Genomic DNA, 13,568 nt, shown 5'->3' on the forward strand with positions numbered 1-13,568 from the left:
ACTTTTGCTCTTTGCTTTGCGGGCTGCACATTCCTGTGCCAAATAGCCGCGCTACTTAAGGTCACACAGATGGACATGCAATCCCGAATTCGCCAGCTTTTCCAGGCCAGCATCGACACCAAGCAACAGGCGATGGACGTACTTGCACCGCACATCGAGCAAGCCAGTCAGGTCATGGTCAATGCCTTGCTCAACGAGGGCAAAATGCTTTCGTGCGGCAACGGCGGCTCGGCCGGCGATGCCCAGCATTTCTCGTCCGAGTTGCTCAACCGCTTCGAGCGCGAGCGTCCGAGCTTGCCGGCCATTGCCTTGACCACCGATTCGTCGACGATCACCTCGATCGCCAACGACTACAGCTACAACGAAATCTTCTCCAAACAGATCCGCGCCCTGGGGCAACCGGGTGACGTGCTGCTGGCGATTTCCACCAGCGGCAACTCGGCGAATATTATTCAGGCGATCCAGGCCGCACATGATCGCGAAATGATTGTCGTAGCATTGACTGGTCGCGACGGCGGCGGCATGGCCTCGCTGTTACTGCCCGAGGACGTGGAGATTCGCGTCCCGGCCAATGTCACCGCACGTATTCAGGAAGTCCACCTGCTGACGATCCACTGCCTGTGCGATCTGATCGACAGCCAACTGTTCGGGAGTGAAGAATGACCGTTAAACGCCTCAGCCTATTGGCGATTGCGCTGTGCCTCGGCATCAGCGGCTGCAGCACGGCAATCACCGCGACACGTGACACCCCCATCCAGGACGACAAGGGCACCCGCACCTTCGGCAGCAAGATTGACGACTCGTTGATCGAAACCAAGGTCGAGGTCAACGTCGCCAAGGCCGCTACGGACCTGGGCAATGGCGCGTCGCGCATCGTCGTGACCAGCTTCAACGGCGTGGTACTGCTCGCCGGCCAAACGCCACGTGCCGAACTCAAGGCCCAGGCCGAACAAGCCGCCTCGGCCGTGCAGCGGGTCAAGAAGGTCCACAACGAATTGCAGGTAATGGACCCGATCACCCTGCTGGCCATCAGCAACGATGCGCTGCTGACCACCAAGATCAAGGCGCAGATGCTGACCGACAACGCCATTCCCGGTTCGCGCATCAAAGTCGTCACCGACAACGGCATCGTTTACCTGATGGGCCTGCTGACCCAGGCAGAAGCGACCCGTGCGGCGAACTTGGTACAGGGCGTGTCCGGCGTACAGAAGATCGTGAAGGTGTTCGAGTACATCGATTGATGTAACCGACAGGCCACAAAAAAAGGGCGCCGTGCATTGATTGCACGGCGCCCTTTTTATTGGCTGCAGATTACTGGTATTGCGAGTACGGGTTGCCCTGGAACTGGTTGTTCTGCTGCGGCGCCTGTTGCTGGGCGCCCGGCTGGCCATACTGCTGGCCTGGGATTGGGCCCAGGTTCACTTCTACACGACGGTTCTGCGCGCGACCGTTGACGTCGGCATTGCTGGCGATCGGATTATCCGGACCGGCACCACGAGCGCTCAGGTTGGCAGCGCTGACGCCTTGGGAGGTCAGATAGTTGGCCACGCTCTGCGCACGACGCTGGGACAGGTCCATGTTCAACTGACGGCTGCCGGTGCTATCGGTGTAACCCACGATCTGGATGGTGTTCTGGCTGAACTGCTTGAGCGAGTTGGCCAGGTTGTTCAGCGGCGTATAGAAGCTGCTGGCGATCGCGTCCGAGTTGGTGGCGAAGGTGATGTTGCCCGGCATGATCAACTTGATCTGATCGCCCTGGCGCTGAACCTCAACCCCGGTATTGGCCATGCTTTCGCGCAGTTTCTTTTCCTGCTGGTCGGCGTAGTAGCCATAACCCGCTGCGCCTGCACCCGCGACGACGGCACCGATCAGTGCGCCCTTGCCACGGTTGTTATGGTCGATGGCTGCACCGGCCAACGCACCGGCCAGAGCGCCGAGGCCGCCGTACTTGACGGTCTTGCTCATGCCACCGGATTCATTACTCGCCTGTCCCTGGCTGCTACCGTCATACGGATTGGGTGAAGCACAGCCAGATAACATGGCTACGGCAGTAGCGACAACGAGCAGACGACGCGGAGTGAACATGGAGAAGCTCCTACTTTTGCACTCTGGGTGCAGAGGATATGGACAATGGATCTTTGCCGGGTTTTGAACGCGACAAACGGTAAAAATTCCGTGGACGTATCTTAACCTGTAACAAAAAACGCAGGACTATCGTCGCGGCACAAACCGTAGCAGACACACTCTGAACACACGCTGAGTTTTTTGCTACAGGGCTTGACCGCCCAAGCTGCAATCATGCGCGCACAAAGGGGTTCTCGCGCATCTCGTCACCGAGTCGCGTCTCCGGCCCGTGACCGGTCACCACCGTCGCCGCCTCATCCAGCGTATACAGGCGCTGCTTGATCGAGCGCACAATCGCCGCTTGGTCCCCGCCCCACAAATCCGTGCGGCCTACGCCCCGGCGAAACAACGTATCCCCGGCGATCAGCAGCTTGGCATCGGCAAACCAGAAACTCATCGACCCCGGCGTGTGCCCCGGCGTATGCAATGCGACACCGCAACCGCAAGCCAGCTCTTCATCGTCGGCCAGCCAACGGTCCGGCGACGGCACCGGCGTATATGGCACGCCAAACGTCTGGCACTGCATCTCCAGGTTATCCCAGAGGAACTGGTCGGCCTTGTGCAAATGCAGGGTCGCGCCGGTCTTCTCCTTCAACTGGCCGGACGCCAGGAAGTGATCCAGGTGGGCGTGGGTGTGAATGATGCTCACCACCTTGAGGCCCAGCGCCTCGAGCCGCGCCAGAATCAGCTCGTGATTGCCGCCGGGGTCGACCACGATGGCTTTTTTACTGATGGGGTCACCGATGATGGTGCAGTTGCACTGCAACGGGCCTACAGGGAAGGTTTCGCGTATAAGCTTATATTTTGCGGCTTCCATAGGTGTTCCTATATAATTATTGGCACAATTTTGTCACACCGAGAATAAAAATGGCGACACTTCGAAAGCGTGGCCCGGCTCAGTGGCAGGTTCAGGTCAGACGAAAAGGATGGCCCCTGCAAACCAAGACATTCAATACCCAGGCCGAAGCAAAGACATGGGCGACCATGATCGAGCGCGAGATGGACGCGGGCGCGTTTGTCAGCCGAAATGAGGCCGAATCAACCTCATTCTCTACGGCTCTGGAGACGTATGCTAGCGAAGTGACTAGCAAGAAGAGGAGCAGTGCCTCGGAACTTTCTCGGATTCAGGCCATGCAGCGACATCCGCTAGCCCTGAGATCGCTGGCAAGCATTCGTGGTGCCGATCTGGCCAGCTACCGTGATAGTCGGCTCGCTGAAGGCCTAGCTCCGGCAACTGTGCGCCGAGAGCTAGCTTTGATCTCTCACGTCTTTACCATTGCCCGCAAAGAATGGCGCATGGAGTCGCTAAGCAATCCCGTCGAACTGATACGCCAACCTAGCGTCGACGACGCGCGCGATCGCCGTATCCTCAGCACTGACGTCTGGACTCTCGAAGCAGGAAAGCTCGTAAAAGAACACATCGACGAGCTAGAGATGATTCGACGCTACTCTCGATCAACTGAGCTGCCCCAGATTGTGACTTTCGCGGTGGAGACAGCCATGCGCCGGGGGGAAATCTGTAGCCTTCTGCGCACCAATGTAAATTTGGAGAAACGGGTCGCTCTACTCCCGATGACCAAAAACGGATCTGCGCGAGGAGTGCCGCTATCTAGCAAAGCAGTAGAGGTACTTAAAAGCCTGCCCGAACGCGATAGAGAGGACACCTACTTCAAGAGCAGACCTGACACCATCACCAAGGCATTCGCTGACGCTATCGAGGACGCTCGCCAGGCTTACCTCAAAGGGCTGAAATTGCACTTCAAAGAAAAGAAGCTCCCCCAAGACAAGATCGATAAACGAATCAACGAGGACCCCTTCCTCATGGACCTACGCTTCCACGATCTGCGTCACGAGGCGACTTCACGCCTGGCTGATGTCTTCCCGTTACACGAATTGACCAAGATCACGGGGCACCAAGATACCCGCATGCTGATGCGCTACTACCATCCGCGAGTCGAGGACCTAGCCAAAAAACTGAGTTAGAAAATGCTAGCCCTGGAAATGGCGGAGCAGACTGAGGCCTGATCCTCCCCAGCGACTGTCGAGGCCAGACTGTCGCTATCCGGCCAATGGCCGATTGTGAATGCCTATTTCATCGCCGGCCGCCTGCGTTCGACAGAAAGAAATGGTTACTCCGCTGAGGCGCTTCGAGACCAGCCCTCAGCGAAGATAAAATTACTGTTGCCTAAATTTTTTATATAATGGCAATGTGCTACTTCTCCGAACGATAACGCAACCGCAGGAAAGTATTTCATGTCTATTATAGTAAAAAAAGTACAGGTACCCTCTAACATTGCTAGTGAGTTTGAGGACCTTCATGGAATCTCGAGAGATTTTGAGATGGCTCGGAAATTGTGTCTAATAGCCAAAGATTTAGGCAATGACGATGCCAATCAGGGAGTCGCTGTCGACGGACTGTTGAGCGCTGCGTTAATCAGATACATGCGGTGTTTTTCATCTGGGGTGCGCAGCTCTCTCAAATCGGAAGATATGGAAGAACTCGGAGACGAGGTCGTCGAAGCTCATAATTTTCTGAAAGACTTTCGCGATAAACATCTTGCTCACTCAGTCAATCACTATGAAGACTGCTACGCAAATGTCGACCTCCATTTTAACGATGGCTCGCTCGAGAAAATTTACGGATTATTACCGGGCTCAAGCCGCGTAATATTAAATAATGGTAATGGATTTGCATTGCTGACGCTGATTGACAAGATGATTTGGCTAGTGGTGGAAAAAAAACGCGCCGCAGAAATCGCAGTGGTAGATAAATTAAACTCACTCGACAATGAGATTGTATTGAGTTTTAAACCTCGGCAGCCAAAAGAGATAAACCCGAGTGAAATTCGAGTAAGCCGAAAAAAAAGCAGCAAATAGAATTGCATCACGATGGCGACTGCTAGCCGTTAACAGTTTAGTGCGAAACCTGGCTAGCTTCTGTAAGTCGGGCAGGACTTTTTGCAGGCGGACGCTTTAGGATATTACCATCGTTAGCACAGTCGCGATTGTAGGAGTTTCCACATTCGATGGCGTTATTCTTCGTCCAAAGACTTTCATAGTACATTGCTGCGAATGAAATCGGGGGGGGGGATGGCAGTAGCTAGCCAATAATACACAAAGGAGATCATAGTTTGACAACGATTGTTTGGGATACGAAGGTCCTAGCTGGTGATACCCGCCACACTGTAGGGAAACACTTATCTCCTGATGGCCCAAAAATCTTCACTCCTCCTACTCCAACGTTGTTTAATGGATCACCTTTGATTGCTGTAGCTGGTGCAGGCAACGTCAGCATGGTCAATGGTTGGCGGGACTACTTGTTCGAGACCTCAAGAACTATGGGAGATCTTAAAGCGAAGATGGTTTTACACGTTGCGTTTAACACGCCTCATCAGAGCCTACTGATTCTAACGCAGAAAGCATGCTGGAAAGTTTGGGTCTATAAATTTCAGCCACATCACCTCGACGTGACTCATCAAATTGACGGCATCGGATCAGGTGCGAGATATGCGCTACCCCTGATCCAAAAATTCGGTGTTGCCACCGCAATTGCTCGGGCTGCACGTTGCGACTACCAAACAAACAAAATTGTAGTGTTAATACCTCATAAAGTAGGTGCTCGGAGGCGTTACGTGCCACGAAAAGAGTTGAAAGCCCATATTTGTATGGAGCGGCGCCTCTGGCATGTGAATAAACTACCTAAGGTGATTCAATTTCGTTTTTTGACTGGGAAAACATGAGACACGAACAGGGTATGACGCGAAAACCTCATTCGTTGGTATTAACGGGCATCAGCATCAACGCCTGGCCAGACATTACTGAATTGTACCTAATTTTCAAGACGCATTCGAATTGCTCCTGGACTGCCCCCGGCACCACAGACATTCACGATCCCTAATTACACTACGCGAGCAAAAGAATCAGAGCGTCTTGAGGATAAGCACGCGCAATCAGATCCAATGAGCTTTTTCGCTGATCGTCAAATGCAACCACCAGCCACGCTTCATACCTGCTGTCGAGACAGGGGTTGCTTTCACCACCGAGCCGCTGCATCAACCCCTGACCGATGGCCGAACGCAACCCAGCCCACCAAAATTGCAGTTACCGGGCCAATAGCAGACATTAGAGACGCTCACTGCCAAGCAGGAACCTCGTTAAGCGAGCCTGCTCACCCAGACAAAAAAACGCAACTTGCCATCTTTTTACGCCATGCGTCACCTACCTAACAGCCGTAATGAGAATAGGGATAACCATTCGTAAATGCAACGCTCACCCTATAGCGATAGTTTCAGGCTCTTCTAAATAATGAGGATCGATTCACGACCAGCATATAACCTCGAATCCTGAGAAAAACCCCAGAGTGCTTTTCGTATTACAAGCGGTTTCTTATCTCCCAATACAAATGCTTCGAAATCCAGTCGGGATTGTACCAATGACGCCCCTCAAGCCATTCGTGACCTTCATGTAAATTGTGTTTTGCATGCCCGAAGGGTTGATAGCGCGAAATATGCCGATTGTATGCCGATATATAATCTGTAATAGATTCGTACCATGAATTTCTAACATTATGAAATTCGGATCGAAGCCTACTCTCGACACAGCCTCGATCGTCATCGCTTAAACAATTTAGATAATACATAGCAACTGCAAAATCCAACGCAGATGTTTGCATCGAAAAGACATGTTTATCTGCGTCATCGCTATCAAAATCCCATGCACTCCACCGTTTATGCGCAAGCGTCCAAATAAGGTTACGCTGAACTTCGTCGCTGCACTTCTGTACCTTCTCAAACGCGAATATTAAATCCTTTCTGCTGCTCGCGATTGACAAGCGAATAGCATTAAAATACTGGGTGATCGCCGCTTCGGACATACTAAGCAGAGCTTCCCCCATAGCGCACTGTAGCTCTGGATATCTTGATGGATAACTGTTGAATACTGCAACCCACTTGATCCACTCTTGACTATTGCCAGCACTTTGGCGCAAGAGTTGCTCCCAAAGAACCTGGAATTCGTCATTCACACCGGAAGTTATCCAATTTAACGAGAGTCGCAATGCGCAAAATTTCAAAGGCCAAGAATTAGAATTAACGGCGACCTGAAGCGTTTTAGCAGCTTGCAGAGGATTCAAAACCTCAATCACAGCTATTAATACGACAACGTCTTGCAACTCACTCAGAATAATCTCGAGCGAAGATTCCGAAAAAACACTCAGCATTCTAACAGCACATGAAAGCAGGGGATCATATAGATAATCGGTAACATAACGAAGTGACTGATCAACGCCCTCCCAATTGTGAAGCATGCAGCCAGAAAGAAAAACCGTATCGATATGCTCCATATGGCGGTGATGGCGCGTTATTGTAATTTTATACGCCATTATCAGCTGCATCAATTGATCCAATCGATCACTTCTGAGAGGGCCAGCACTTTTAAGCTCTCTCCAAAGTTGACCATCGCCGAGATCAAGAGCAGCAGCCACCGTAATCACCTGAATTAGAGATGCACTAGAACTATCGATTTGTGTCTTAACAAGCTGAGCAACTAACCACTGAAAGATGCCATACAGCTTCTCAGCGTCCTCTAGTGAAAGTGTTGAAAAATTGAAAAGAAAAGGAAACTCTTGCTCAAGATTAAATTGTAAGAACTCAAGGTCATTAGGGTCATGAAAATATCTCGACTGGACTATTACCTTAGGCTCTAAGGCAGGAGTATCACATGCCCTTGCTCCAATATATTTCAGAAATCCAATACGCTCTTCCATTACACCGACTTCCATATCAAGTGCTCGCTTGAATTCAAGTGCGCCCATAACGTATCGAATGCATCTACAACAGGCTGAGGGTGAGCTACCTGCTGCACTATTGCGTGAACGGAACCAAGATGATTCACGGATGCACCTAAAGACCATACCTCGGGACCATTACCACTTCCGTTGGGAAATATGAGAAAACGGTCATGAAAGGGCCAACCTTTCGGACCAAAGCTAATTCTAAATTCAAGATCAATATGAGATTCTCCCTCAATGGACTCAGATAGTAACTTTACTTGTTCTATTATCCAATGCTCTCGTGTTGACGAATCCGGTTCCTGGCTCGACTCCTCTGATAAGCTTGGCGCTATATCCTTGGAGGTCTCGCACACCTTACCTTTCGGCTTGTCGATCTTCCCACACACCTTGGTGGAGGTTATTGCTCGCAACTTAGACTTCTCATGTTTGCAATAAAAAAATGTTGTTAAAATATCTGCACTTGAAAGGTAGGGATCCCAGAGATAAACGGCATCTTCACCATGCATATTCACCAGTTCTCTTATATCTGCCAAAGATCTCTGATGCTCTGTTTCACCACGAACCTTACCCCCGTACTGTACAAAACACTTCAAACTTACCAGCTTTCTAATTTCAGTGTCACTAATTCGCCTCTCAGTCCACACTCCATTTGGACGGATTAACGCTTCCCCATGAGACCAAGTTCTTTGAACAGATACTAGCGGTACTTCTCTGCGAATTTTAGAGCCATCACTACCAACATCATGAAAAACTCGAAAAGAGTCACCCACACTTGACACTGTTCCGCGCATACCACCTCCACCAATAAATGTCGTCGGAGGGTGTGCAGCTAAAATAATGTTTTTTTCAAGATCCCAAACTATCCCCCTGAATGGTCTATTTGATATGTCTGCAACGATTGAGTTATCTCCCTCGGTCAATTCTTGTTGTCCATAAGCTACGATCGCCTCATCAAAAACGAGTTGAATGGATCCACTAATGCGACGAGGCTCTACATCTGGATGCCATGCAACAGTGACACCAATCATATTATCTTGCGAGCCGGAAAAATTTGTTGCTATTGAATTTACCGGCAATTGAATCACTATATTTCCGAGTCTGTCTGGAATCATAGATAAATCAATTTTGGAAAACTGTTTTACCCAAGTACCAACCGCCTCGACATAGCTCGGGCTATCGGTAATAAACCGCAAACTATCTTTTGTTGAATCAGCCAGTTCAACAACATATGAGCCATTCCAAAAATTATTCTTTAATACACGATTCAGCGGGACGGGAATGCTTCCATCCACCGCATAAAAAGCAGGTGCACTCGCCTTCAGTTTTCCATGCAATAAGGGAGCGTCGTGGGGTCGCCATTCCCCATTGGTGTCGAACCGTCCTGCCGCCTGGAGCAACGATTCTAATGAAATATATCTCCTGACCACCCCAAAAGCGCGGTTGGCTATGCCATTGACTGTTCTATTACTCCCATTTAGGAATAAGGTTTTTTTTTGCTCCTCTGAAGGTGTTCCCTCGATTGCCACACAGATGGTAAAAACGTTCAGAAAGCCCTTACTGTCAGAACAGCCTACTTCAACAACCTCGAACCATTGGTAGTGACCTAGAACACCTGGCTCAAGCAATCGAATCAATCCGGGAGATATTCGGTCTCTGGAGTTCGATGCTATGTATTGAGTCTGATTCATTATGAATTTCTAGTAGTGAGGTGGAGGTAACTATAGCGGCTTCGAGTGACTCGGTCATTGCAGGGGATGCATCTACCACCCATAGCAACAGGAGCAGTACGCCCTTAGCTCCGTTGTGCACTGCCATTAATAAGCCGCATTTCAAACCGGATCTGAGTCCCCTTCCTCAAACGGCTGCTTCTGCCGATTCTGTTGAAAAAGTCGGTCACGGCTTTCGCAGCTGAAAAGTACGCGCCCGACTTTGAAATCTTTACTTTTCGGCTGAGGTTTCCAGACGCAGATTTCACTTTCCACCGGTCAATGATTAGGCAGTTTTGGATGACCGTCTTTTTCTACAGAGTCGGCCGATTTCTGCCTGTCGCCACCGGCAGCAATGCGCAACTCTCAGCTGATAACGGTTACTAAGCGTGCGGGTCAAATCCGATGTAATCGGTGGTCTGATCGAATGCAACAGCCTGGTCAAGTGCAGCGCAAGCGAGTGGTCAATACCGGCTCAATCAGGTGGTTAAATGGTCTGCAATTTCGCATGAGTGACTCACCCAGCCCAATAGTCGCAAACAATCGCCACGTAGGAAGTTCTAGCCATTCGTTAGCGTAACAAAGCAGGAAACTGGTCCCGCTTTGAGCAAATCAAGTCAACCCTGACCCCCATCCCCCACCGCCGACAATGGTTTGTATTCGCACCGTTGCCGCACGAAGTCAGTCGGTACTGTTACGAACGCCTCAAAGAACTCCTCGAAGTCGAAATCGGCCAGCCTATAAGGGGCGACAAGCACGGACTCTTGGGAATTCCCGAGGAAAACCACCGGTTGGTTCGCCGCGACGTTGGCGCACTCGTGGGAGTAATTAAAGTCCAATGCATGTGCCATCAGATAGACTTTCTCCGGCACGCGGGAATCAGCGATCTGATCACTGGACCAGCCCCATCCGAAATAGAGAATCACACCGGACACCAAGAAGGACAGTAGCGAGTAAAGGGGAGGCTCATCAACGGATGAGCCATCAAGCTTACCTTTGATCCAGCCGGCACCAATTAGGCCGTGAACCAATGACAGCGCCACGGCCACGGTGAGTATGAACGGCACCAGCCACTTGAGTACCAATAGACCAGTGGTGAGAACCAAGGTAATGGGTAAGGCGGAAGCATCAACGTGGAAAACCCCATTGAGGTAACTCGCAGCTTTACCACGGGCGCAGAGAACCACAACCGAGAGGATGATTGAAACCAGAAACTTGGTAATGGCAAAGCTCCATAGCGACCTCACCACCGCCGAGCGCTCCAAAGACACCCCAATGAAGATCGTGCATAGGACCACAGCCCATAAGCGAAATGCCAAGGTATGCTCGCGTACCCAGTCCATATCGCTGCTAGCTGATCGAGTGATTGCCAACAAGACACCCACAATGCCAATCAAGCCAAGGGCCCAACTGAGCTCATATCGCTGCCTGGCTTTTTCATGCCCTTGGGCGCTCAGCCATTCCCCAAAGCGGTGGTGGATGTCGCGAACGTAATACTTCAAAGACTTCTGACGTTCCCGAGACAGGTCCTGCTCTGTCCCTCGCAGCTCACGATGAATGCTTTCGAGGTGTTTTTCGATTTTTTCGCTCATGTTCTAAAGACTATCGCTGAAGTAAACGTTGACGTGAAACGTATGTTCCCCATGGGATCCTGCAAGCCCGGCAACGGATCTGCGTTGAAATGAAGCGATGCAAGTAGCCCAGGTGAGATGACGTCAGCCCAGGCTAGCTGGCGCAGGTGCCGCCGCGTATTGAGCAATCGTCCGCTCGACATGAGCATCGGCGCGGCGATAGATTACCGGGAGCTCCGCGTCGAATGCTCGCGCAACGTCTTCAAATGTCGGCGTCGCTTGCTCGTCGCAACCGCGAAGCAGGCGAGCTTTCACTTTGTCATACAGCTTTGCTAGCACTTGGCTCTGCTCGACATAGCGGCGCAGGCTCGACAGCTTGTAGGGGTCAGAGAAGTTTTTAGCAGACGCTTCGATCAGCGCCTCGTATTTAGACATGTCCACGGCGAAAGCAGGTTCAGTGTAGAAGTAGTGATAGCAAGCTGTCCTGATTCGTTCGTCCGCGTCGTACTGCTGCTGCCGCAGCAGATCCCCCTCCTCCTCTGCCTCCTCGTCAGCTTGAATTTTCCTCGTGACCAGCATTTCTGCTTTTGAAGCAATGGCCAGCAGCTCCATGTCGTCCTCTTCAAAGGCGATCTGCTTAAGAAAGGTCGCTACGCCCAGCAGTTTGTAGTCCAGGAAAAAGTCGTGATCTAGATAATCCCCATCGACGTTTTGTTGTGATTCCAGCTTCTCAACCCATGCTTCGAGGTTTGCTTTGATCGCGTTGCGCATCCAATTGCCCTTATTCAAATTCAGCCCGTGCATGCTGTGTGCTTCTACAAATAAGGCACTATGCTATCAGGTCGCTGGAAATCCTAACGTATCAGCGTGAACTGGCCACTTCGACAAATTGATGGCTAAAACTTTTCAGGGATTGTGATGTTATCCAGATACCAGCCGCAGTAGTTTGGTGTGCGCCTAAATCCGACAGCTGCCGCTTGCTCGTGTTTGGCCTTGCCCTTGACGATATCTAAGCCGCCCCAGCTGACTTCAACCACCGGATCTTTCAGCATGGATTCGTGAGCGACGGAAACGCGGTGGGCTAATTCCAGCGTGCGCGTTTTTTCGTCGAGTTTTGCCATCACGTAATGCACGCGATCTGGCCTTACCGGCTCTTTCGAGTAAAGGGCGTTTTCGGGATAAACGCGAACAGTGATTATCTCAAGTTCATCGCCTCGCACGTGGGCATGTAACTTCTTCGAAAGGCGCTGCATGTAGATTGACTTCTGGTGTTTAAAATTTTCAGTGTCCCTATGCACTTCAAAGCCCATTCTTGACCAGAACTCTACTGAGCTTTGAGGCGCGCACTGAACAACGAGTACTGCGTTGTCTTGAGCTTCTTCGTTGCGAATGGCGTCCTCCACCAGTGCTCGACCAATCCCGCGCCGCTGACAATCGCTCTTTGTCTGCAAAATGGTGTCATGGGAAATACCGTAGATGAGAAAGCCGACTGGTCCCTCAGACTCAACAAAGACAGTCATCAGTTTTTTGTCGCACGCTTCCTGGATCATCCTCCAGTTGTTGATGAAGCCAAACCCATTGCGTACCTCATGTTTGAGCCATTTCTGAATGTATGGAAGATCAGCGTTCACTGCCGTGCGAACACCTCCCTTCGACAGGTAAACATTACTGTGTGGCATTGGATTTTCCTTCAACTATTTGCCGTCTGCTCGACCATCAGTTCGAACTTGGCTGCATCGACTTCGCGCATCACTTCGCGGCAGGCCACGTAGCAGGTTCCGCGTCTGGTGCGCAGGCCGTGGGTGACGCTTTTCCTATGATCCTGCCTTCGCCCAGCGTAGCGAGCTGATTGCTTTGAATTGGCTGATCCCGACTGATCCACGCTCGTTCCTAGCTTTTGATCCAGGCCTAGTCAGTAGTGCCTCTACCGCCGGCCTCGCTGCTTCATAAATCTGAAAGGCGTTGTAATCGGCATCGAGCAGCACTAGGAGAACAGTATCGAAGGACTGCTTTAAGTCGATCGATCCAACCCGACCACCACGCATTCGAGGATTGGAGAAATACCTACCCTTGATTTGGATCCTGACAGTCAACCCATCCCGTGTTTCAGTCGCGTCATACCCGGCTTGCCTAGCAAGCTCCAGATTGAGATTAAGGATCCGGGCTGCCTCATACTCAGCAACCTCGCCCGTGACCCCCAGAGGTTTGCCAGTAAGGTGGTAATAGCGACGGGCAAGTATTTTCGCGTCGCGAAGAATTTGATAAACCTCATCCATTGCTTCCATGTTTTCACCTTCCGACAACTTCAGCGCCCAATTTCCTGTGGTTATCCTACTGAGCTAACCCCAGGTGTTAGGCCGGGGCTTGGGTGTCCCT

General features: G+C 51.1%; 13 protein-coding genes. 5 read left to right on the forward strand and 8 right to left on the reverse strand.

Translation table 11 applies throughout. The features are described from left to right. Window positions 1-69: 69 nt before the first annotated feature. The gene (locus C5F70_RS19525; RefSeq protein WP_003171862.1) at window positions 70-663 is read left to right on the forward strand and encodes a phosphoheptose isomerase; all 594 of its coding nucleotides are present in this window, start codon (window positions 70-72) and stop codon (window positions 661-663) included. Further along, a complete protein-coding gene (locus C5F70_RS19530) occupies window positions 660-1,241 on the forward strand; it encodes a BON domain-containing protein (RefSeq protein WP_017845939.1) in 582 nt (193 codons plus the stop codon). The genes C5F70_RS19525 and C5F70_RS19530 overlap by 4 nt, the downstream gene beginning before the upstream one ends. 70 nt (window positions 1,242-1,311) lie before the next feature. On the opposite strand, the gene C5F70_RS19535 is transcribed toward C5F70_RS19530, so the two are convergent. Next, the gene (locus C5F70_RS19535) at window positions 1,312-2,085 is read right to left on the reverse strand and encodes an OmpA family lipoprotein (RefSeq protein ID WP_026139898.1); all 774 of its coding nucleotides are present in this window, start codon (window positions 2,083-2,085) and stop codon (window positions 1,312-1,314) included. Window positions 2,086-2,296: 211 nt separating this feature from the next. Next, the gene (locus C5F70_RS19540) at window positions 2,297-2,941 is read right to left on the reverse strand and encodes an MBL fold metallo-hydrolase (protein ID WP_104903896.1); all 645 of its coding nucleotides are present in this window, start codon (window positions 2,939-2,941) and stop codon (window positions 2,297-2,299) included. Between the two features lie 50 nt (window positions 2,942-2,991). On the opposite strand from C5F70_RS19540, the gene C5F70_RS19545 reads away from it, so the two are divergent. The 3 genes from C5F70_RS19545 to C5F70_RS30620 all read left to right on the forward strand — a co-directional run bounded on the left by C5F70_RS19545 (window position 2,992) and on the right by C5F70_RS30620 (window position 5,864). After that, window positions 2,992-4,107: a site-specific integrase gene (locus C5F70_RS19545; RefSeq protein WP_104903897.1), complete on the forward strand. Its 1,116-nt coding sequence runs from the start codon at window positions 2,992-2,994 to the stop codon at window positions 4,105-4,107. A gap of 270 nt (window positions 4,108-4,377) precedes the next feature. Further along, entirely contained in the window at window positions 4,378-5,001 is a 624-nt protein-coding gene (locus C5F70_RS19550; protein WP_104903898.1) for a hypothetical protein, read from the forward strand. Window positions 5,002-5,255: 254 nt separating this feature from the next. Then, a complete protein-coding gene (locus C5F70_RS30620; protein ID WP_158683868.1) occupies window positions 5,256-5,864 on the forward strand; it encodes a hypothetical protein in 609 nt (202 codons plus the stop codon). 632 nt (window positions 5,865-6,496) lie between these two features. Here C5F70_RS30620 and C5F70_RS19555 read toward each other — a convergent pair. The 6 genes from C5F70_RS19555 to C5F70_RS19575 all read right to left on the reverse strand — a co-directional run bounded on the left by C5F70_RS19555 (window position 6,497) and on the right by C5F70_RS19575 (window position 13,477). Further along, window positions 6,497-7,888, reverse strand: coding sequence for a hypothetical protein (locus C5F70_RS19555; RefSeq protein ID WP_104903899.1), 1,392 nt, complete (start codon window positions 7,886-7,888; stop codon window positions 6,497-6,499). Further along, entirely contained in the window at window positions 7,888-9,603 is a 1,716-nt protein-coding gene (locus C5F70_RS30625) for a VPA1262 family N-terminal domain-containing protein (protein WP_158683869.1), read from the reverse strand. The genes C5F70_RS19555 and C5F70_RS30625 overlap by 1 nt, the downstream gene beginning before the upstream one ends. A 635-nt stretch (window positions 9,604-10,238) precedes the next feature. Then, window positions 10,239-11,213, reverse strand: coding sequence for a hypothetical protein (locus C5F70_RS19560; RefSeq protein WP_104903900.1), 975 nt, complete (start codon window positions 11,211-11,213; stop codon window positions 10,239-10,241). Between the two features lie 123 nt (window positions 11,214-11,336). Continuing rightward, window positions 11,337-11,996, reverse strand: coding sequence for a hypothetical protein (locus C5F70_RS19565; RefSeq protein WP_104903901.1), 660 nt, complete (start codon window positions 11,994-11,996; stop codon window positions 11,337-11,339). A gap of 92 nt (window positions 11,997-12,088) precedes the next feature. Further along, the gene (locus C5F70_RS19570; RefSeq protein ID WP_104903902.1) at window positions 12,089-12,871 is read right to left on the reverse strand and encodes an N-acetyltransferase; all 783 of its coding nucleotides are present in this window, start codon (window positions 12,869-12,871) and stop codon (window positions 12,089-12,091) included. Between the two features lie 135 nt (window positions 12,872-13,006). Further along, on the reverse strand, window positions 13,007-13,477 hold the full coding sequence (locus C5F70_RS19575) for a hypothetical protein (RefSeq protein WP_104903903.1): 471 nt from the start codon (window positions 13,475-13,477) through the stop codon (window positions 13,007-13,009). Window positions 13,478-13,568: the final 91 nt, after the last annotated feature.

Origin of the sequence: Pseudomonas sp. LH1G9, assembly GCF_002949975.1 — a bacterium.
GTDB classification, from domain to species: Bacteria; Pseudomonadota; Gammaproteobacteria; order Pseudomonadales; family Pseudomonadaceae; genus Aquipseudomonas; species Aquipseudomonas veronii.